This window comes from Mycolicibacterium helvum (assembly GCF_010731895.1).
GTDB classification, from domain to species: Bacteria; Actinomycetota; Actinomycetes; order Mycobacteriales; family Mycobacteriaceae; genus Mycobacterium; species Mycobacterium helvum.
The window spans coordinates 2,552,576-2,571,778 of the sequence record NZ_AP022596.1 but is presented as its reverse complement, the minus strand read 5'-3'; the positions used below and the strand labels follow the sequence as shown (position 1 = coordinate 2,571,778).

At 66.8% G+C, this 19,203-nt stretch carries 14 protein-coding genes; 2 read left to right on the top strand and 12 right to left on the bottom strand.

Annotated elements, in window-relative coordinates:
- Nucleotides 1–43: 43 nt before the first annotated feature.
- Together G6N38_RS11900 and gltB are read right to left on the bottom strand one after the other, a co-directional pair.
- Nucleotides 44–1,513: a glutamate synthase subunit beta gene (locus G6N38_RS11900; RefSeq protein WP_163747709.1), complete on the bottom strand. Its 1,470-nt coding sequence runs from the start codon at nucleotides 1,511–1,513 to the stop codon at nucleotides 44–46.
- A complete protein-coding gene (gltB, locus tag G6N38_RS11895; protein ID WP_163747708.1) occupies nucleotides 1,506–6,086 on the bottom strand; it encodes a glutamate synthase large subunit in 4,581 nt (1,526 codons plus the stop codon). The genes G6N38_RS11900 and gltB overlap by 8 nt, the downstream gene beginning before the upstream one ends.
- A 530-nt stretch (nucleotides 6,087–6,616) precedes the next feature.
- Between gltB and G6N38_RS11890 the strand changes: the two genes are divergently transcribed.
- Nucleotides 6,617–7,687, top strand: coding sequence for a MinD/ParA family ATP-binding protein (locus G6N38_RS11890; protein ID WP_163747707.1), 1,071 nt, complete (start codon nucleotides 6,617–6,619; stop codon nucleotides 7,685–7,687).
- Nucleotides 7,668–8,423, top strand: a complete 756-nt coding sequence (locus tag G6N38_RS11885; RefSeq protein WP_163747706.1) for a serine/threonine-protein kinase — start codon at nucleotides 7,668–7,670, stop codon at nucleotides 8,421–8,423. Before G6N38_RS11890 ends, G6N38_RS11885 begins: the two co-directional genes overlap by 20 nt.
- 4 nt (nucleotides 8,424–8,427) lie before the next feature.
- Here the strand turns inward: G6N38_RS11885 and eccA are convergent, their stop codons facing one another.
- The 10 genes from eccA to G6N38_RS11835 all read right to left on the bottom strand — a co-directional run bounded on the left by eccA (nucleotide 8,428) and on the right by G6N38_RS11835 (nucleotide 19,149).
- The gene (eccA, locus tag G6N38_RS11880; protein WP_163747705.1) at nucleotides 8,428–10,275 is read right to left on the bottom strand and encodes a type VII secretion AAA-ATPase EccA; all 1,848 of its coding nucleotides are present in this window, start codon (nucleotides 10,273–10,275) and stop codon (nucleotides 8,428–8,430) included.
- A 3-nt stretch (nucleotides 10,276–10,278) separates the two neighbouring features.
- On the bottom strand, nucleotides 10,279–11,814 hold the full coding sequence (gene eccE, locus G6N38_RS11875) for a type VII secretion protein EccE (RefSeq protein ID WP_163747704.1): 1,536 nt from the start codon (nucleotides 11,812–11,814) through the stop codon (nucleotides 10,279–10,281).
- Complete coding sequence (gene mycP / locus G6N38_RS11870) at nucleotides 11,811–13,451, bottom strand: type VII secretion-associated serine protease mycosin (protein WP_163747703.1); 1,641 nt, start codon at nucleotides 13,449–13,451, stop codon at nucleotides 11,811–11,813. Before mycP ends, eccE begins: the two co-directional genes overlap by 4 nt.
- Nucleotides 13,448–14,929 carry a type VII secretion integral membrane protein EccD gene (gene eccD / locus G6N38_RS11865; protein WP_163747702.1) on the bottom strand — a complete coding sequence of 494 codons (1,482 nt, stop codon included), beginning with the start codon at nucleotides 14,927–14,929 and terminating at the stop codon, nucleotides 13,448–13,450. Before eccD ends, mycP begins: the two co-directional genes overlap by 4 nt.
- Complete coding sequence (locus G6N38_RS11860) at nucleotides 14,929–15,960, bottom strand: MinD/ParA family ATP-binding protein (protein ID WP_322790571.1); 1,032 nt, start codon at nucleotides 15,958–15,960, stop codon at nucleotides 14,929–14,931. Before G6N38_RS11860 ends, eccD begins: the two co-directional genes overlap by 1 nt.
- The gene (locus tag G6N38_RS11855) at nucleotides 15,961–16,794 is read right to left on the bottom strand and encodes an ESX secretion-associated protein EspG (RefSeq protein ID WP_163747701.1); all 834 of its coding nucleotides are present in this window, start codon (nucleotides 16,792–16,794) and stop codon (nucleotides 15,961–15,963) included.
- Nucleotides 16,795–16,857: 63 nt separating this feature from the next.
- The gene (locus G6N38_RS11850) at nucleotides 16,858–17,145 is read right to left on the bottom strand and encodes a WXG100 family type VII secretion target (RefSeq protein ID WP_163747700.1); all 288 of its coding nucleotides are present in this window, start codon (nucleotides 17,143–17,145) and stop codon (nucleotides 16,858–16,860) included.
- 32 nt (nucleotides 17,146–17,177) lie between these two features.
- Entirely contained in the window at nucleotides 17,178–17,483 is a 306-nt protein-coding gene (locus tag G6N38_RS11845) for a WXG100 family type VII secretion target (RefSeq protein ID WP_163747699.1), read from the bottom strand.
- A gap of 126 nt (nucleotides 17,484–17,609) precedes the next feature.
- Nucleotides 17,610–18,842 (bottom strand): PPE domain-containing protein, encoded by a 1,233-nt coding sequence (locus tag G6N38_RS11840; protein ID WP_163747698.1) that lies wholly within the window; start codon nucleotides 18,840–18,842, stop codon nucleotides 17,610–17,612.
- Between the two features lie 4 nt (nucleotides 18,843–18,846).
- Nucleotides 18,847–19,149: a PE domain-containing protein gene (locus tag G6N38_RS11835; RefSeq protein ID WP_163747697.1), complete on the bottom strand. Its 303-nt coding sequence runs from the start codon at nucleotides 19,147–19,149 to the stop codon at nucleotides 18,847–18,849.
- Nucleotides 19,150–19,203 lie beyond the last annotated feature (54 nt).

Here is a 19,203-nt window from a genome sequence, read left to right as displayed (position 1 = left end):
GCTGGGGCAGCAGTGACCAATGAGGTCCGGCCGGACCGCCCGCTCAGCGCTGCGGAGCGGCCGTCGGCTTGATCGGCGCCGGCAACGCGGAGTGCCCCATCAAGTAGCGGTCTACGCCCGCAGCTGCGGCCCGGCCCTCGGCGATCGCCCACACGATCAACGACTGGCCGCGCCCCATGTCACCGGCGACGAAGATGCCCGGCACCGAGGTGGCGAAGTTTTTGTCGCGGGTGACGTTGCCGCGCTCGTTGAGTTCCACACCCAGGTCGGTGAGCAGCCCCGGCCGTTCCGGCCCGACGAAGCCCATCGCCAGCAGCACCAGGTCGGCATCGAGTTCGAAGTCGGTGTCCTCCACCTTTTCGAACTTGCCGCCCTTCATCTCCACTTCGTGCGCGCGCAGCCCGGTGACCTTGCCCTCGTCGCCAAGGAACTTCTCGGTGTTCACCGCGAACACCCGCTCGCCACCCTCTTCGTGAGCCGAGGCCACCCGGAACATCAGCGGGTACGTCGGCCACGGCGTCGAGTCAGCCCGGGTCTCCGGCGGCCGCGGCATGATCTCGAACTGATGGACGCTGGCGGCACCCTGCCGGTGCGCGGTGCCCAGGCAGTCCGCGCCGGTGTCGCCGCCACCGATGATGACGACCTTCTTGCCCTTGGCAGTGATCGGCGGCTCACCGTCTTCGTCGACCACCGGGTCACCCTGCTGAACCTTGTTAGCCCACGGCAGGTACTCCATGGCCTGGTGGATGCCGTCGAACTCGCGCCCGGGAACCGGCAGGTCGCGCCAATCGGTCGCGCCACCGCTGAGCACCACGGCGTCGTAGTTCAGCCGCAGCTGCGCAACCGTGAGGTCGACGCCGACGTTGACCCCGGTGCGGAACTGCGTGCCCTCGGCCTCCATCTGCTCCAGCCGCCGGTCGATGTGGCGCTTCTCCATCTTGAACTCGGGGATTCCGTAGCGCAGTAGGCCACCGATGCGGTCGGCGCGCTCGAACACCGTCACCTGGTGCCCCGCCCTGGTCAGCTGCTGCGCGGCGGCCAACCCCGCGGGACCCGACCCGACGACCGCGACCTTCTTGCCGGTCATCTTGTCCGGCATCATCGGCACGACCCAGCCCTCGGCGAAGGCATTGTCGATGATCTCGACCTCGACCTGCTTGATGGTCACCGGATCCTGGTTGATGCCCAGCACGCAGGACGCCTCGCACGGCGCCGGGCACAGCCTGCCAGTGAACTCCGGGAAGTTGTTGGTGGCGTGCAGCCGCTCGATCGCGTCGCGCCAACGGTCCCGATAGACCAGGTCGTTCCACTCGGGAATCAGATTCCCGAGCGGGCAACCGTTGTGGCAGAACGGGATTCCGCAGTCCATGCACCGGGAAGCCTGGGCCTCCAGGGTCTCGTGGGAGAAGTCCGCTTCGTAGACCTCTTTCCAATCCTTCAGCCGCAGATCGACCGGCCGGCGTACCGGCGTCTCACGCTTGGTGTACTTGAGGAAACCGCGTGGATCAGCCATTGGCCGCCGCCATGATCGCGCTGTCGACGTCCTCGCCGTTACGCTCGGCCTCGGCAATGGCGGTCAGAACCGACCGGTAGTCGCGTGGCATCACCTTCACGAAGTGCTTCAGTTGAGACTCCCAATCCGACAAAATACGTTGTCCCACAGCTGAATCGGTGGCGTCGACGTGGGCGACGAGCATGCCCTTCAGCCACTCGACGTCATCGGCGTCCAGTCGTTCCAGATCCACCATCTCGGCGTTGAGATTGTCGCCGAGATGACCATGCTGGTCGTAGACGTAGGCGATGCCACCGGACATCCCCGCGGCGAAGTTGCGGCCAGTGGGTCCGAGGATCGCCACCTTGCCGCCGGTCATGTACTCGCAGCCGTGGTCGCCGACGCCCTCGACCACCGCGTGGGCGCCCGAGTTGCGCACCGCGAACCGCTCGCCGACCTGACCGCGCAGGAACGCCTGCCCGCTGGTCGCGCCGAACAGGATCACGTTGCCCGCGATGATGTTGTCCTCGGCGACGAAGTCACTCGGGGCGGCCTCGGACGGCCGCACCACGATGCGCCCGCCGGACAGTCCTTTGCCGACGTAGTCGTTGGCATCTCCGTACACGCGCAGTGTGATGCCCTTGGGGACGAAGGCGCCAAAGCTGTTACCTGCCGACCCGTCGAACGTGATGTCAATGGTGCCGTCCGGAAGCCCTTGTCCCCCATGCGCCTTGGTGAGCTCGTGACCCAGCATGGTGCCGACGGTGCGGTTGACGTTGGCGATCGCGGTGGAAAAGCGGACCGGAAGCCCGGTTTCCAAGGCCTCATTGCACTGCACGATCAGCTGCTGGTCGAGTGCCTTGTCCAGACCATGGTCCTGGCGCGAGCTGCAGTACAGGTCCTGGTTCATGAACGCCGAGTCGGGCTCGTGCAGTACCGGGGACAGGTCCAGCTTGTGGGCCTTCCAGTGCTTCGCGGCCTGCGCGGTGTCGAGCGCGCCGACCTGACCGACCATCTCGTTGACCGTGCGGAAGCCCAACTGCGCCATCAGCTCCCGCACCTCTTCCGCGATGAACAGGAAGAAGTTCTCGACGAACTCGGGCTTGCCGTTGAAGCGCTCGCGCAGCAGCGGATTCTGAGTGGCGACGCCGACAGGGCACGTGTCGAGGTGACACACCCGCATCATGATGCAGCCCGCCACCACCAGCGGGGCGGTGGCGAAGCCGAACTCCTCTCCGCCGAGCAGCGCGGCGATGACGACATCGCGGCCGGTCTTGAGCTGGCCGTCGACCTGCACGACGATGCGGTCACGAAGTCCGTTGAGCAACAACGTCTGTTGAGTCTCTGCCAGGCCGAGCTCCCACGGTGCGCCCGCGTGCTTCTGCGAGGTGAGCGGCGTGGCTCCAGTGCCGCCGTCGTGACCGGAGATCAGCACGACGTCGGCGTGCGCCTTCGACACACCGGCGGCGACGGTGCCGACGCCGTTCTCGCTCACCAGCTTCACGTGCACGCGCGCCTGCGGGTTGGCGTTCTTCAGGTCGTGGATCAGCTGAGCCAGATCCTCGATCGAATAGATGTCGTGGTGCGGCGGCGGCGAGATCAGGCCGACACCGGGTGTCGAATGTCGCACCTCCGCCACCCACGGGTACACCTTCTTCCCAGGAAGCTGGCCGCCCTCACCGGGTTTCGCACCTTGCGCCATCTTGATCTGGATGTCGGTGCAGTTGGTCAGGTAGTGGCTGGTGACTCCGAAGCGGCCGGAGGCCACTTGCTTGATCGCGCTGCGGCGCCAGTCACCGTTGGGGTCGTGCTCGAAGCGGCTGGTAGCCTCGCCACCCTCACCCGAGTTCGACCGCGCGCCAAGGCGGTTCATCGCGATGGCCAGCGTCTCGTGGGCTTCGGCCGAGATCGAGCCGTAACTCATTGCGCCGGTGGAGAATCGCTTCACAATCTCGGCGGCGGACTCGACCTCTTCCAGCGGCACGGGAGGCCGGAAATTGTCGCGGAACTTGAGCAGACCGCGCAGCGAGGCGAGCCGCTCGCTCTGGTCGTCGACCAGCTTGGTGTACTCCTTGAAGATCGAATACTGGCCGGTGCGGGTGGCGTGCTGCAGCTTGAACACCGTGTCCGGGTTGAACAGGTGGTATTCGCCTTCGCGGCGCCACTGGTATTCGCCACCGACCTCAAGCTCGCGGTGCGCGCGCTCGTCGGGGCGATCCAGGTAGGCCAGAGCATGACGGGTGGCGACATCAGCGGCGATGTCTTCGAGATCGATGCCGCCGACCGGACAGGACAGCCCGGTGAAGTAGTCGTCGAGCACCTGCTGGCTGATGCCGATCGCCTGGAACAACTGGGCGCCCGTGTAGGACGCCAGCGTCGAGATGCCCATCTTGGACATCACCTTCAGCACACCCTTGCCTGCGGCCTTGACGTAGTTGGCCTTGGCCTGATCGCTGCTGATATCGGCGATCACGCCGCGGTCGCACATGTCCTCGATGGACTCGAACGCCATGTACGGATTGATGGCGGCGGCGCCGAAGCCGACCAGGGCAGCCATATGGTGCACCTCGCGGGCGTCGCCGGCCTCGACGACGAGGCCGACGTGAGTACGGGTGCGGTCGCGCACCAGGTGGTGGTGCACCGCAGACACGCTCAGCAGCGACGGGATCGGAGCTAGCGACTCGTTGGACTCGCGGTCGGACAGCACGATGATGCGCGCGCCGTTGCGGATGGCCTGCGAGACCTTGGCGCGGACGTCGTCGAGCGCCTCCTTGAGCCCCTGGCCCCCGCGCGCAACCGGGTACAGGCAGCGGATGACGGCGGCGCGCAAGCCGTGCTTGTGACCGCGGATCTCGTGGTCGGGGTCGACGCACATCAGCTTCGACAGGTCGGCATTGCGCAGAATCGGGTTCGGCAGAATGATCTGGCGACACGAGTCCGCGTTGGGATTGAGCAGGTCACCCTCTGGGCCGACAGTCCCCTTCAAGCTGGTGACGACCTCCTCGCGGATGGCGTCCAGCGGCGGGTTGGTCACCTGGGCGAACAACTGCTGGAAGTAGTCGAACAGCATCCGCGGACGCGCCGACAGCACCGCAACCGGGGTGTCGGTCCCCATCGAGCCGAGTGCCTCCGCTCCGGTGCGCGCCATGGGCGCGACCAGTAGGTTGAGCTCCTCGTAGGTGAAACCGAAGGTCTGCTGCCGCAGCACCACGCGATGGTGCGGCATGCGGACGTAGTCACCAGGCGGCAGGTCGTCGAGGTGGAACTGCCCCGCGTCGAGCCACTCCTGGTACGGCTCGGCCGCGGCGAGTTCGGCCTTGATCTCCTCGTCGGAGACGATGCGGCCCTGCGCGGTGTCCACCAAGAACATGCGGCCGGGCTGCAGGCGCATCTTGCGCACCACGGTCGACGGGTCGAGGTTCAGCACGCCGGCCTCGGACGCGAGGACGACGAGGCCGTCCTTGGTGACCCAGACCCGGGACGGGCGCAGACCGTTGCGGTCGAGGACGGCGCCGATCACGGTGCCATCGGTGAAGCACACCGCGGCGGGGCCGTCCCAGGGCTCCATGAGCGACGAGTGGTAGGCGTAGAAGGCGCGACGCGCCGGATCCATCGACTCGTGGCGCTCCCACGCCTCAGGGATCATCATCAGCATCGCGTGGGCGATGCTGCGCCCACCAAGGTGGAGCAGTTCGAGAACCTCGTCGAAACGCGCCGTGTCCGATGCGCCTGGCGTGCAGATCGGGAAGATCTTGTCGAGGTCCTGCGTCGAGCCGAACACGTCGCTGTTGATGAGCGCCTCGCGGGCCCGCATCCAGTTCTCGTTACCGGTGACGGTGTTGATCTCGCCGTTGTGGGCGACCCGGCGGAACGGGTGGGCCAGCGGCCACGACGGGAAGGTGTTGGTGGAAAACCGCGAGTGCACGATGCCCAGCGCACTTTCCAGCCGATCGTCCTGCAGGTCGAGGTAGAAGGCCTTGAGCTGCGGGGTGGTCAGCATGCCCTTATAGACAAATGTCTGACCGGAAAGGCTTGGGAAGTAAACGGTTTCGCGTCCGGGACCGTCCTGACCCGGACCTTTGGTGCCCAGTTCGTGCTCAGCGCGCTTGCGCACCACGTAGGCGCGTCGCTCCAGGTCCATCCCGGAGGCACCCCCGATGAACACCTGCCGGAACGTCGGCATCGCATCGCGGGCCAGCGCACCGAGGGACGAATCGTCGGTCGGCACGTCCCGCCAGCCGAGCAGCGTCAGGCCTTCGGCCTCGATGATCTTGCCGACGGACTCGCACGCCGTCGCGGCATCGCGCGACGACTGCGGCAGGAAGGCGATCCCGGTGGCATAGCTGCCCTCCTCGGGCAACTCGAAGTCGACGACGGCGCGAAGGAAGGCGTCGGGAACCTGCAGCAGGATGCCCGCGCCGTCGCCGGTGTTCGGCTCTGCGCCCTGAGCACCGCGGTGCTCCATGTTCAGCAATGCCGTGATGGCCTTGTCCACGATGTCGCGGCTGCGACGGCCGTGCATGTCCGCCACCATGGCAACGCCACACGAATCGTGTTCATAAGCGGGGTTGTACAGCCCGACACTGCTGGGCATTCGCACCTGACCCTTCACAAGCAATTTTTGCGCGGTGGTTCGTCGACGTCACCGCGCCCCGCCAGGGATTCCTCCGTGCGTCACTGGACGGGGCTCCACTGTGGTGTCAACAAGTCGTAAAACGATATGTCAAACCCTCGCTGACATGCCAACTTAGTCTAGGCTAAGTCGGTTGCGCTCCCGTTCTTCGCGCACCCGCGGCCAATGAACGATTCTGCTGCGGAATCGGTTGTCGGCGCCCCTTTTTGGTGTTGCGATCGGCCGTCTTGACGCGTCCGCGTGGATGGGGTGCTCCGTCAACGGTGTTTTGGGCTGTTTGCTGACGGCGTACGCCGGTGGGGTTCCTGGTGCGGGATAACTCACATCACCAGTTATCACTGCCATCGCGACCTGGGCTAACGGTCGATCTGGGACTTTGCGCAAACTCTGGTCGGATTCTTAGCTTTTGCGCCCCAACTGACAAATGGGCCAGCGAACGCGAGTGGAATCCGCCAAAACGTCGATCTCGCGCACCAGCGATACTGAACACGATGACCGACCGCGATGACCACCTGCGCGACCGCTACCGGCAAGGCCGGCCAGCGGAGCACTCCGCTGGGCCGCCGACCGAGCGGATCCCGCGCATCGTGATCCCGCCGTCGCCGCCCCCGGCTGCCCAACGGCCCTATCCGGCGCCGCGGGCTCCCCTGCCACCCCGGCCGGTCAAGCCCAAACCGACCCACGGCTGGCGGCGCGGTGTCTATGCAGCGACGTTCGGGCTGCTGAATCCCGGCCCGTCGCGTCAGGAGCAGCGCCAGGCGGCGATGGAGGCCATGGTGGCCGCCCCGCTGCGCGGCCACTACAAGATCGGAGTGCTCGGCAAGGGCGGTGTCGGCAAGACGACCGTGGCCGCCAGCGTCGGGTGCGTCCTGGCCGAGCTGCGGCGCGGCGATCGGGTGGTGGCTGTCGACGCCGACACGGCGTTCGGCCGGCTGGGCAGCCGGATCGACCCCCGGGCCGGCGGTTCCTACTGGGAGCTGGCCAAGAACAAGAACCTGCAGTCCTTCGCCGAAGTGCTCACCCGGATGGGCAGCAACTCGTCGGGGTTGTTCGTGCTGGCCGGGGAGAACGGCAGCCGTCGCGGGATTCTGGACGCGGCGATCTACCGCGAGGCCACGATGCGCCTGGATCGGCATTTCACGATCTCGATCGTCGATTGCGGTTCGACGATGGACGCTCCGGTCACCCAGGAGGCGATGCGTGACGTGGACGCGCTGATCGTGGTGTCCTCACCGTGGCCAGACGGTGCGTCGGCGGCCGCGCAGACGATGGAATGGCTTGCCGCCCATGGCAAGACCGGGCTGATGCAGCGCTCGGTGATCGTACTCAACGATTCCGACGGCCATTCCGACAAGCGCACCCGCGGGTTGCTGGCCGACCAGTTCCGATCCCGACGGCAGGCAGTGGTGGAAGTGCCGTTCGATCCGGGCTTACGTCCCGGCGGCGTGATCAACAACAGCAGCGAGATGTCGGGACCGACCCGGCGGGCCTTTGTCGAAGTGGCGGCGGTCATTTCGCAATTCTTCGCGACGATGCCCCACCGTGGACCCCAACCCCGCTAGCGTCGGCGGATACGTGATCCAGTCCGTCCTCGGAGCGGGCGGCACAAGCGCGGTGTACCTTGCCAGGCACGGGGCTGGTCTTGTCGCACTGAAGGTTTTCGTTTCCGGACAGCCCTCGACTTCAGCCCTTGTCCATCCCGATATCGTGCCGGTGCTTGACCGCGGCCAGACGGACTCCGGAATTCCCTGGATCACAATGCCCTACGTGCTCGGTGGCGACGCCGACACCGAGCTGCGGGCCGGGCGGATGCCGCCGGAGCGCGCGGTGCAGATCATCACCGACGTGGCCGAGGCGTTGGACTTCGCCCACGCCCAGGGCGTCGTGCACGGTGACGTCAAGCCATCAAATATTCTTCTGGCAGAACATGATCGGGCGCTGTTGGCCGACTTCGCTGCGCCCCCATTCACCGAGAACGGGGTGGCGCTGGTGTCAGCGGCCTACGCGTCACCGGAGATGTTGCGGGGCAAAGCGGTGGACGGACGCACCGACATATATTCGCTGGGCTGCTCACTGTTTCGGCTGCTGACAGGCAAGCCGCCGTTCTTCGACGCCGCGTCCAAGGACGAGGTGGTGAACTGCCACCTGCACGACGCCGCCCCACAGCCCACCCGCTTCGCGCCGTGGCTGCCGGCGGCGATGGACGACGTCGTCGCCAAGGCCATGGCGAAGGATCCGGATCAGCGCTTTGAGCGTGCGCGAGCGTTGGCCACCGCGGCCGCCGCCGCATTGAGATGATCGATCAAAGCTCGAGGGGCACATTCTTTTCCGCGCAGGCATCGGCTACCGCCGCGACGAGATCCTGGGTGCGCAAGGTCTCGAGGTCCTCGACCGTCACCGATCCACGGTTGGTCCGGTTCTGGGCGGCGACCCGGGAATCCCGTAACCGCTCGGCACGCTCAACGACGTTGCGGGCGAATCGGCCGTTCTGCATCACGTCGACGCCGTGGCTGCCGTCCGGCGCGAGGTAGGCCCGCAGCTTGCGACACGCCGCGTTGAGGGCTTCCTGCGCGGCCGGGTCGATCACCGTGGCCCGCGGCGCGCCGTAGCGGATCGCAATCTGAACCAGCTCGTCAGGGCTGTAGGACTCGAACCGCAGCTTGCGGTTGAACCGCCCCGCCAAACCGGGGTTCACGGTGAGGAATTCGTCGACTTCCTTCTCGTAGCCGGCCCCGATGAAACAGAAGTCGAAGCGGTGCACCTCCAGCGCGACCAGAAGCTGATTCACCGCCTCCATGCCGATCATGTCCGGCCGTCCGTCGTGATGGCGTTCCACGAGCGAGTAGAACTCGTCCATGAACAGGATCCGGCCCAGCGAACGACTGATCAGTTCATTGGTTTTCGGACCTGACGAGCCGATGTGCTCGCCGCAGAAGTCAGCGCGCTTGACCTCGATGATCTCTGGGTGCCGGACGATCCCCAGCCCGGCATAGATCTTGCCCAGCGCTTCTGCCGTCGTCGTCTTGCCGGTCCCGGGCGGTCCCACCAGCAGCATGTGGTTGGTCTGGTTGGTGACCGGCAGGCCGTGAGCCAGCCGCAGCGCGCGGACCTCGATTTGGTCTTCGAGTTCGGCAACCGCCCGCTTCACGTCGGCCAGCCCCACCTGATTGTTCAGCAGCGCACGGCCTTCGGTGAGCAACTCGACCCGCCGCTCGGCGTTCTCCTCTTCAGCCCGCTCGTTCTCGGACTGCTCGGTGCTGACGTCCCATTTGTTGGTGCGGCTGTTGATCGTGTCCTCGTCGGTGACGACCAGCTGCAACCTCGGATCCGCCAGCGCCTGCTTGGCCGGCTCGATCAGCGCACCATTTATCGTGGCCTTGGACAACCAGATCTGCGCCTTGTCCTCTTCACCGAGCTGCCGGTGGGCCATGCCCCGCACATAGGCCAGATCGGCGGCGATCAGCGGGAATTCCAGTGGATCGATGGCAGTGACAGCGGTGTCGAGCAGGCTGTGCCTGCGCGTCTCGGTCCCGCGCTCAGACCGTAGTTCCACCCGGTCGGCCCAGTCCAGCGCCACCCGGGCCTGCCCCAGATGTGCGGCGGCATGCGCGGCGAGCGCGTTGGTGGCCGCCGTGACAGCCGACATGATGATCGCCTGCGGCGGCAGCACCCGCGCCGCCTCGGCGATCACATCGGGCCAGCGCTGGGTGGCGAACATCAGGTAGGCCCGTACATACTGCTGCCACTGGTGGTTCTCCCAGGTGTCCAGCAGAGCCGAATCCTCCAGCACCGCTTCGGCTTTCTCGAACTGGCCGTCGTCGACCAGCCCGCTGGCCAGTGCCACTCCGGCGTGCGAGGACTCGGTGACGTTAACCGACAGATAGGGCCCGGCCTTGATCGGTGCCGAAAGCCGCACCCCGAGCCGGTTGGTCTCCCGGTGCAGGCGCGTCCCGTAGGCATACAGCTGCTGCAGGGTGTCCAGTGCATCATCGCCGGCAGCGATCCGACCCAGCCAGGCATCGGCCATCGACGGATCGATCCCGGTGGCATCCCGGAAATGCCGAAGCGCTGTCTTCGGGTCGGCGTCCAGCGCAGCCATCGCCTGGTCGAACTGCCTGCGGGCCGCCGCGGTGTCGGTACTACTGGTCATGACCTAGTCCGCCAGTTCCAGTTCCTCGAACCGAAGGCTGGTCGGTTCACTTGACACATAACGATTCTCGGCGCGGAACAGCTCAACCTCCACCATGTAGACCACGCCGGCGGCATTCACCTCGACAGTGGCCGGACCGATCTGCGTGATGACAACGTCAGCCGACCCGCGTTGTGTCTCACCGGGCCGGCCCACCGAGATCACGGTGTTCGGACGGGGCGCCGGAGCCACGGTACCGTCCACCACACTGACGGTGGTGCCCGACGCCGGCCGCGGCTGATCCGACACCGCGATGTGCGGCATGCGCACACTCTCCCAACGATGCAAATCCTTGGTGTGCACGGTGATCCGGTCACCCGCTCCCGCGGTACGGATGATGATGCGTTTGGCTATCACGTCGTCGGCCGCGATATGGATGCGGCTGAACTCACCGGGATCGCCCAGCGGCAGCAACATCCGATCACCGGCATCAACCTTGCCCAGCAGCACACCTGACGGCCCGATCGGCAGGACCAGTGTGGCCGGCGCCCGCCCGCGGGTGATTCCGCGCAGTTCCGGGCGTGGCCCACACAGATTGGCGGCGACCGCACTGGCCTGCTCACCCGGCAGAGTCTTCAAGACCACACTGGGCGGAGCGGTCGGCGGTTGTGCGCTGCGCACGGTGATCGTCGCGGTGGCGGTTCCGTCTGGGAAGAGGGTGACGTTCTGGATGATCCCGTCGGCCCGCAGCGACCAGGCCTGAGCCAGCATCTCGGCGTTGATATCGCGCGGTCGATAGGCGTAGGTGGTCAGCCAGCCGGCGTCGCTGCGCGCGGTACGCCAACGCTGATTGTGCGACTCCAGCGCGGCGCGCCCCAGCCGACGTTCCAATTCCACCATGTCGGTCGCGGTGGCCACCTTCGCACGAATCCCGTTGCAGCGTAGGCCCGCCGCGATCCGCTGGGCAGCGGCCAGCGCGGCGGTCCCCACTGTGGTGCGCCGTCGCAGGGCGTCGGCGTTCTCCAGCGCCCGCAACCGGAGCACCAGCCAGGTCTCCCGCTGACCGGCATAGGGTGGGGTACCGATGAGGGTGTCGTACACCCTCGGATAGTCGCCTGTGCTGCGACGCCGGGAGCCCGCCGTCACCACCGACAGTGACTCGATGGTCAAGCCAAGGCTCTGGTGCATCGCCGGCAGGAGGTCGCTGACGTCGATGGTGTTGCGGGTGTGAGTCGCGGTCGAGCCGGTGAAAACCGTTGGGGTATGTGCCTTCCCAAGCAGCTGGACGGCGACAATGGCCACTCCGTCCTGGTAGCGCACCCCGCCACCGGAGCGGTCGTTGGCCACCGTCACAGGCTCGGCCAGCGGGATCGGGCGGTTGCGACGCAGATAGAGACCCAGCCACGACCACAGCGGTTGGCGCCGCCACGGAATCGCGAACAGGATCAGACCGAGCGCCAGGCCCACACCAGCTCCGATGTAGCCGTAGACAATCCACCCGATCAGGCCGAACGCCAAGACCGCGATGATCACCAAGAGCTGGACGGTGTGACGCTTCACCGCGCCCGCCTCGCACGAGTGATGATGCTGGCCAGCAGTACGGCACCCACGACAGCACCGGCGAAGATCAGGGCGACGTTGCGGGCCCGATGGTCGGGCGACGCGGGGGGCGGTGGGGGCGCCATCACCCGGGTCAACGAACCAGGGGCGAGCCGGTCACCGGGTGGCACGTTGAACGTCAGCGCGGCAACCGGATCGACAACGCCATAGCCCACCTGGTTGTCCACTCCGCGGGGTGGATTGTGTGCAGTCTGCAGGATCCGGTGGATGACCTGGTTGGCCGTGAGGTCCGGGTACTTGGCCCGAACCAGTGCCGCCACGCCGGACACATAGGCCGCCGAGAAGCTGGTGCCCCAGAACGGCATGTTCTTCTCACCCGGGCGCACCGGCGGATAGGCGTTGACCGGTCCCGCGGTCTGCGGGGATAGGCCCATGACCCCGACACCGGGTGCGGCTGCGGCCACCCACGGGCCGGCCAGGCTCTTGCTGATCGGCGCGCCGGTGTTGTCGACCGCGCCCACCGACAGCACATAGTCGGAGAACCACGACGGTGACGACACTGTCTTGACCTGATGCCAGTCGCGCGGATCGGAGGTGTCCAGCGGGTCGAACGACGGATTCTGCGCACAGCCGTCCTCCCCCTCGTTCCCGGCAGCCGCGACGATGACAGCGTCCTTGACGGTCGCCGCGTACCAGACCGCAGCGCCGAGCGCGCGCTGATCAAGTGGGTCGGCGGCCGAGACGCACGACGTGACGCTGATGTTGATGACCTTGGCGCCCATGTTTGCGGCATGCACGATCGCACTGGCCAGCGTCGCCACGGTGCCGGCCTTCTTGCGTGCCTCGCTGTCACCAGGTCCCGGGTTCTCCGGTTCGTAGGCCCGCGACGACTGCCGAATCGAGATCACCACGGCATTCGGAGCCACCCCGGCAACACCATCGGGCGCTCCCGGCGGGGGTGGCGGCACCTCGGGATCGTCAGGCCCACCCGGGTCCGGGTCCCCCGGGCCGTTGGACGGCTGATCCGGCGGCGGGGGCGGGGGCGGCGGCGCAGGCATGGTTTGGGTGACCGTCACCGGTACGGGTGGTGGTGGCGGTGCAGGCGGCGCGGGCGGCGAGCCCGGCGGTGGCGGTGCCGCGGTGACTGGTGGCGGACCGGCAGGCGGCGGGAACGCTGGGGTGGGCGGCATCGGCGCCGGCGGCGGTCCACCGTGCGGTGCCGCCGCGATCAGCGAGGCGACGATCGTGCCGTGCGCATCGCAGTCCATCAGGCCGTCGCCGCCCATGATGTAGTCCCCGCCGGGCACCACGGGCAGGCGAGGGTTCGGATTGACTCCGGTGTCGATCACCGCCACCGGCACACCGTTACCCGTCGAGTACTGCCAGGCCTTGCCGATATTGAGCATCGCCAGATTCGGTGCCGGCAGTGCCACATTCGGATCGGCCACCGTGATGGTGCGCGCGCAGATGTTGCTCTGCCGCATGGGTTGATCGGGACGCGGCGGCCCATCCGGTGGAACCAGCGACGGGTCCACACTGGGCGGTGGGATTGCTTGCGCTGCCGGAATATTGGCGATGATTCCGGTCAGCAGGATGACCATCGCCGTCGCGGCGATTCGCTGTCCAGGCGCCGTCATCGCATTCTGACCCAGGTGAACAGTCCGCCGACCCACGCGGCCAGCGGGAAGGCAGCCACGATCGCCGCCAGCTCGAGCCATTCGGCGATCATCCGCACCAGCGGCGTGAAGCGGGTGACGGGAACCAATAGCGCCGCAGCCAGTCCCGCGCCGGCGAAAATCGCCAGCGCAAACGTTCCCCACAGCAGGGCCGCGCCCGAATCCGCCGGCTCGTGCAGGACGTAGCGGATCACGCCGACGCAGAGTGCAGCGGCCGCACCGCATACCAGTGCGACGGCCTGGCGCTTGTCGGCGAACGCGCGGCCACGGCTGATGAAGATGAGCACGAACAGTCCAGCCAGTACGGCCGCGGCGTTGCTCTTGGCCCGCCCGGGCATCAGCGTGGCCCACACCGCCGCGGGTAACGCGATCGCGGCGGCCACACAGATGCCGGTGAGCACGCTGTTGGCGCGTTGGGCGGCCACGGTGATGACCGAACCCGGGGGTGTGGTGTCCGGGTTCGGCTCGTCCTCGGCCTCGTCGTCGACGGGGGTAACGGTGTCGACCGGAAGGCCGTCGCTGCGGCGGAACAGATCGCGCCCAGTGATGGATCCGAAGTGCGGCGGGCGAATTCGCGCCGCCCACAACGCGAACGTGGGAGCGAGCGTCAGGAGCAACAGAAGACCGATCAGCGAGCACATGCCCAGCCATTGCGCCGGGACAGCAGCCCACATCCGGGCGATGGCCACCAATCCACCAACGCCGCACACGGTTACCACCGTCGCGGCAACTGTGAGGTGACGACCGGTCATCGTCACCACACCGACGGTCAACACGGCGGTGGCCAGGGCTGCGATGAACACGTGCGCGGCGCCGACATCGCCGGGGGCCGCAGCGGCGAAGCCGACTGCCAATAAGGGCACGGCCAGCCAGCCGAAGCCGCCGAGCAGATCGGCTCGCTGGGGCCACCATCGCCAGATCGAGCCGGCGCCGACGGCGAGAAGCAGACCGACGGCCCCGGTGACGATGGCCGGTATCACCGAGTCGGTGTGCAGGCGGGTGTGCAGACCCAGTCCCAGAACAGACAGGGCGACCATCGCCAGCACCGCCATCGCGGTGTGCGCGGCGGTCTCAGCGGTCACCGGGGCGAACAACCGCTTGCCGACCCGGGCCAGGCCCGTCGACAACGATTCGTACTGCGGTTCGAAGGACTCGCCTTCCTGCGCCGGCACCAGCACCAGGGTTGATCCGTCTTCGACGCCGAGCTCGTCCAGCGTCTTCGTGACGTCGAGCCTGGTCCCGTTGGCCCGGTTCAGTTCATAGCCGATACCGGGGTCCAGCCCAGGAACGCCGCGCCTCTTGAGCTCCTCGTTGAGCAGCTCGACGACATTGTCGATGAACACCTCGACCGGCACCGAGGCCGGATAGACCTGGGAAACAAGGTGTTGGCCACAGATCACCGCGACGGCGCAGCGCGCCGGGAAGGAGACCTTGGCCATCAGCGTGGCCTATCGGCATCCGGCGTGTACTTGTCGGCCAGCGCCGCGGTGATCTCGAAGAGCCGCAGCCGAGTCTTCTTCTGAAGCTCATGCTGGGCATCGATGATGCCGCCCTTGGCCAGATGCGGGTCGTAGGGCATGAATTCGACGGTTGCACCGGACTGGCTGAAGCGCTCGGTCAGATACTTCCGAGCATCCGAGTCGGAGCTGTTGCGACTGTCGTTGAGAATCACCATGCTGCGCGACACCAATTCGTGGTAGCCGAGCGAGCGCAGCAGATCGATCGACCGGGTGACCGGCAGCGAGGTGTCGGCGGTCAGACCCGATACGAACACCAGGGTGTCGCAGGCGTCGAAGACCGCCTTCATCACGGGATGCTCCAGGTCGTCGGCGGTGTCCACCAGGATCACGTTGTGGGTTCGACGCAGCCGGGACAGCACACCGGTGAACATCGCCGGAACCAGTGGGCGGGGCTGGTCGGAGACTCGATTTCCGGCCAGCACATCGAGCCCGATCTGATTCTGGCCCAGGTGTTCTCGGATGTCCGCGTAGCCCTGGACGTCGGTGTCATTGAGTACCGCGGAATAGTCGCCCGGGGGCGCCTCGTCAATGCGGCCGGCCAGTGTGCCGAAGCCGGGCGCGGCGTCGATCGCCACGACATTCTCCGGGCGGCATTCACGGAAGACCGCGCCGACGCTCGCCGTCATCGTCGTCTTGCCGACCCCGCCCTTGCCGGAGACGAACCCGATCACGTACTGCTTGCGGATGTGCCTGCGGATCCGTTCGCGCAATTCGCGGTAGTGCCGCTCGCCCGGGGATTCACCGAGGTTGATGGTCTTGAACGAAATGTTGTAGATGAACTTGCGCCAACCCGAGCCGGGCGGGATCTTGCGCGGTGCCACCATGTCTGAGATCCGCAGCGTGCCCGACACCGAGTCCTGCTGCGGACGATGGTGGGCCCCGAAGCCTTCGCGGCCGAGGGGATCGCGGGGATCGGCGGAACGCCCCGGCTCATTCCAGGGATTCGTCACCTAGACAACCTTTCTGTGTGAGAACCACTCGTCTTCGGCGGGCAGTCGGCGAACCATCTTCAACACCGCGGAGGCGATGTTGGCGGCTGATCCCGGCGAGACGATCATCCACGATTTTCCACCGCGGGTGACGTGTTCGGACACCAATCTGCCTTGCGGGGTATCGATGATGGTGACCGCCCCCCGATCGATGTGGGATCGCGCCGGCCCGCTGGGCATGCCGGACTGGATCGCCACCACCGAGGCCTGCGCCGAACGCTCGGTGTCAGCCGCCAGGGTCAGCATCGTGACCTGATCGCCGTCGAACCTCTGGTCGAGGAGAAAGCTCCGCAAACTCGCCTGATCATGCACGGCGGCAAGCAGTTCGGGCACATCTAGGGTGACGGGCCGCAGCGACGCAGCCCTCATCTCACCGCACAGCCGCACGATCTGCGCATTGATCAGCATGCCGGCCGATTCTTCTGAGGTCGCCGTGCCGACTCCGGACAGGCGCACCAGGATGCCGTTGCGCTCCAGCACAACCCACCACTGAGCGAAACGCGCCAGCAGCACCCGCTCCGGTTCGGTCCCCTGCACGGGTGTCTGCGCGTAGACCAGTAGGGCGATGTCCCGGCGGGACAGCACCGTCAGCCACTCCAGGACCGCGTCATCGACGGCCCCCGCGTCGGTGATGACACCCGCGGCCCGCAACTCGTCGGCGACGGGGTGCGCCAACGCCATCTCTCGAGTCTCGATACTGGGCAGATGCGGCCGCAGGCCGAGCTCGGGTGCCACTACCTCGATGCCGGACAGCACCTGCAACACCCACAGGCCGTCCAGTGTCGTCGTCAACATGGTTCCCCCAAGACAGACAGCAGGGGCGCACCGACGTGCGCCCCCACCGGCTGAGAAGTCCGGTTAGAAGAGGTTGCCCATCATCATGTCGGTCTGATGCGCACTGTCGTTCACGCTGCTGATCGTCGAGCCGTGCTGGTTCATCGTCTCGATGAGGCCCTGCAGGCCCTGCAGCATCTGCATCTGAGCCTCATGGAAAGAGCCCGCCGCGGCACCCTGGAAGAAGTCAGCAATTGCGTTGGTGCGCTGCAGGATATCGTCGTGGATTTCCATCAACTGGGCCGACCGCGAGCCGACATCGGAGGCGAAGTCGGCGACACCGCCGTGGTTATAGGTGATGTTGTCTGACATTGGTGAAGTCCTTTTCGTGAGTGGTCTGGGGATTAGGAGTTGGCGGCGAAGCTGGTCAGGCTGTGGGCGGCGTCGGCCTCATGCTGCTCCATCATCGAAGCCGCCTGGCTCAGACCGTGGGCCAAGCGAGTGCCGCCAGTGATGGTCTGCTGCAGGTCGTGGTTGATCTGTGCGGCGGTGTTGACCGACGCGAGCTGAGCCTGGCCACCCCAGACCGCCGAGCCCAGGCCTTCATGGCTGCTGAGGTACCCGTTGGCGATCGCCGTGGCGTGCTCAAGGGCGGACTCGATGGCCTGCTGCGTGCTCCGCAGCACCTCCGGTGTGACGACTAGTGTCATGTGCTTTTCCCTTTGCTGATCGTGGTCCCCGTGAGGGGTGTGTTAACGAGTATCGAGCGAAGGCAGATCTTCTGTCACTTCACCCTCTGGCAAACGTTGACGGACGCACCCCCTAGTACCAAGCCGTTAGCTGATCCGTGGGTCCCGCTGCGGAACCGGTTCCATCACGATGCGGGCGTGCGCCACATCGTCTTTGCTGTTCTCACCTTTCCCGTGAGCGAGCATCCCCGCGCTCGCCGGCGACATCGGCATCGCGCCACCGCCCATGGGCGACGCGGTCGGACCCCGCACCTCGGCCGCACTGAGCAGACCGGACTTCAGCGACGTCGGCCGACCCGAATTCTCCGGGGCAAAGCTGCTTGTGGGCCGGGTGTAGCTGGTCAGGCCCGCGCCGGGCATACCACCGCCGCCGCCACCGCCACCGCCGACGCCCCCACCGCCGATGCCGGCGCCGCCCGCCGGCGCACTGGCCTTAACGAGGTCTGCAGCCGGCACCGCGGCGTCGGCGCCCTTCATCCCGTTGAACATCCCGCCGAGTGAGCCCATCATCGACTGCGGCAGGCTCGACAGGCCTTGGAAGGCCTGCATCGGGGCCTGGAACATCCCCATCAGCGGCTGCATGGCACCCATTGCGGCCTGCATCGGCTGCATCATCATCGAGCTCATCTCACTGCCGGCCGAAGCGGGTGCGGCCGCCGTCTGGCCAGCCATCTGAGTCACCTGACCGGTCCCTTGGGTGGCGGCCTGCATGCCGGTGGTGCCGGCGGCCTGCGCCACGGCAGCTGCCGCCGCGGCGGGTGCGGCCGGTGACGCGCCCAGCGGCGCGATCGGCGGCGGCACGGCCAAAGCGGCGACCAAGGCTGCCAGTGCGGCGCCGTACGAGGCGCCCGCCCCGGCATTGTGCGGCCAGTGCTCGCCGTAGTACTCGGTGTCCAGTGCCACGATTGCCGGGGTCAGCGCCCCCAGAACCGAAGGATTGATGCCGACATCGGCAGCCTGTTCGGTGCGGTTGGCGATGGAGACTTCGGCGGGGATCATCGTCGACACCGCGGTCTCATAAGCCGAGACGGCGCTGGCGGCGATCGGTGGCTTCTCCTGCACCCAGCCGGCGAGCAGCTGCAACGCGGTGTTGAGTCCGGTGACCGCGGTCGTCGAGCTGAGGCCGCCGATGCCCTCGAAGTTCAGCGAGGTCACGGCGGTGTTCAGCTGCGACAGCGAGAAGGCCAGCTCATTGCTGCCCATCAGCGCCTGCCAGGCCGCCCCGCTGGCCATCGTGGTCGCCGTGCCACCAGCCCCCGGCCCGACCAGCCGCAGGTAATTGGTTTCAGGCGACAACGCCGGCCATGCGGGATCAGGCATCGATCTATCCCAGACCCAGCGCCGCGTTGTTGAGGACGTCGGTGGCGGTATAGGTGACCGCCGCCAGGTCCTGCGATCCGGCGAACATGCCCCGGTTGGCCAGGTGCTCGGTCGCGGTGCCGACGTAGGAGGCGCCCGCAGCGTTGAGCGCCGCAGCGAACTCGACGGAGTCCAGGTCAGCGCCCATGGGCAGGACACTCATCAGTGCTGCCGAGGCAGCCGAGGTGGCCGCGCCCATTTCTGCGCTGATGCCGGTCTCAGTTGCCGCAGAGGTCGATACCGATGCAGCGTTGACATTCAAAACCATGTTGCTCTCCCTCCGGTGATTACAGGCGTACCTGCGATCTTGCCTCATCTTAGA

Coding starts and splice junctions, on each gene's coding strand:
- eccA (WP_163747705.1), bottom strand. CDS start 10,275: ATGACCAGTAGTACCGACACCGCGGCGGCCCGCAGGCAGTTCGACCAG.
- eccD (WP_163747702.1), bottom strand. CDS start 14,929: ATGGCCAAGGTCTCCTTCCCGGCGCGCTGCGCCGTCGCGGTGATCTGT.
- G6N38_RS11890 (WP_163747707.1), top strand. CDS start 6,617: ATGACCGACCGCGATGACCACCTGCGCGACCGCTACCGGCAAGGCCGG.
- G6N38_RS11835 (WP_163747697.1), bottom strand. CDS start 19,149: ATGGTTTTGAATGTCAACGCTGCATCGGTATCGACCTCTGCGGCAACT.
- G6N38_RS11840 (WP_163747698.1), bottom strand. CDS start 18,842: ATGCCTGATCCCGCATGGCCGGCGTTGTCGCCTGAAACCAATTACCTG.
- G6N38_RS11855 (WP_163747701.1), bottom strand. CDS start 16,794: ATGTTGACGACGACACTGGACGGCCTGTGGGTGTTGCAGGTGCTGTCC.
- G6N38_RS11850 (WP_163747700.1), bottom strand. CDS start 17,145: ATGTCAGACAACATCACCTATAACCACGGCGGTGTCGCCGACTTCGCC.
- G6N38_RS11900 (WP_163747709.1), bottom strand. CDS start 1,513: ATGGCTGATCCACGCGGTTTCCTCAAGTACACCAAGCGTGAGACGCCG.
- mycP (WP_163747703.1), bottom strand. CDS start 13,451: ATGACGGCGCCTGGACAGCGAATCGCCGCGACGGCGATGGTCATCCTG.
- gltB (WP_163747708.1), bottom strand. CDS start 6,086: ATGCCCAGCAGTGTCGGGCTGTACAACCCCGCTTATGAACACGATTCG.
- G6N38_RS11845 (WP_163747699.1), bottom strand. CDS start 17,483: ATGACACTAGTCGTCACACCGGAGGTGCTGCGGAGCACGCAGCAGGCC.